Raw genomic sequence first — 990 nt, 5'->3', positions numbered from 1 at the left:
ACGTTGTTCACGGGGCAGTGGGCGGACCTGCCGTTCGAGGAGGTCTGCCGGCTGGCCTCGGAATGGGGCTACGACGGCCTGGAGATCGCCTGCTGGGGCGACCACTTCGAGGTCGACAAGGCCCTCGCCGACGACTCCTACGTCGAACGCAAGAAGGAGACCCTGGCCAAGTACAACCTCGGGGTGTGGACGATCTCCAACCACCTCCTCAGCCAGGCCGTCTGCGACCACCCCATCGACGAACGCCACAAGGGCATCCTGCCCGCCCGCATCTGGGGCGATGGCGAACCCGAAGGCGTACGGCAGCGCGCCGCCGAGGAACTCAAGGACACCGCCCGCGCGGCGGCCAAGCTCGGCGTCAAGACCGTCGTCGGCTTCACCGGCTCCTCCATCTGGCACACCCTGGCGATGTTCCCCCCGGTGCCGCCGTCCATGATCGAGGCCGGCTACCAGGACTTCGCCGACCGCTTCAACCCGATCCTGGACGTCTTCGACGAGGTGGGGGTGCGGTTCGCACACGAGGTGCACCCCAGCGAGATCGCCTACGACTACCACACCACGGTGCGGACGCTGGAGGCCATCGGGCACCGGCCGGCCTTCGGGCTGAACTGGGACCCCTCGCACATGGTGTGGCAGGGCCTGGACCCGGCGAACTTCATCCTCGACTTCGCCGACAAGATCTACCACGTCGACTGCAAGGACGCCCGGGTGGCCACCCGCGACGGCCGGCGCGGCCGTCTGGCCTCCCACCTGGCCTGGGCCGATCCCCGCCGCGGCTGGGACTTCGTGTCCACCGGCCGGGGCGACGTGCCGTGGGAGGAGTGCTTCCGGGCGCTCAACCACATCGGCTACGACGGCCCGATCTCCATCGAGTGGGAGGACGCGGGCATGGACCGGCTGCACGGCGCACCCGAGGCCCTCGCCTACATCCGCTCCCTCAACGCCATCACCCCGCCCGACGCCGCCTTCGACGCCGCCTTCTCCTCCGAG

At 69.6% G+C, this 990-nt stretch carries 1 protein-coding gene; it reads left to right on the top strand.

Features of this window, described 5'->3' with window-relative positions:
* Positions 1 to 990, top strand: a 990-nt coding sequence (locus HCK04_RS40330; protein ID WP_142652778.1) for a sugar phosphate isomerase/epimerase family protein, incomplete at both ends; no start/stop codon positions are given.

The sequence above is a fragment of the Microbispora sp. CL1-1 genome, from assembly GCF_012034195.1.
Classification (GTDB): domain Bacteria; phylum Actinomycetota; class Actinomycetes; order Streptosporangiales; family Streptosporangiaceae; genus Microbispora.
The sequence above is the reverse complement of the archived record's forward strand: the minus strand, read 5'-3'. Positions and strand labels throughout refer to the sequence as shown.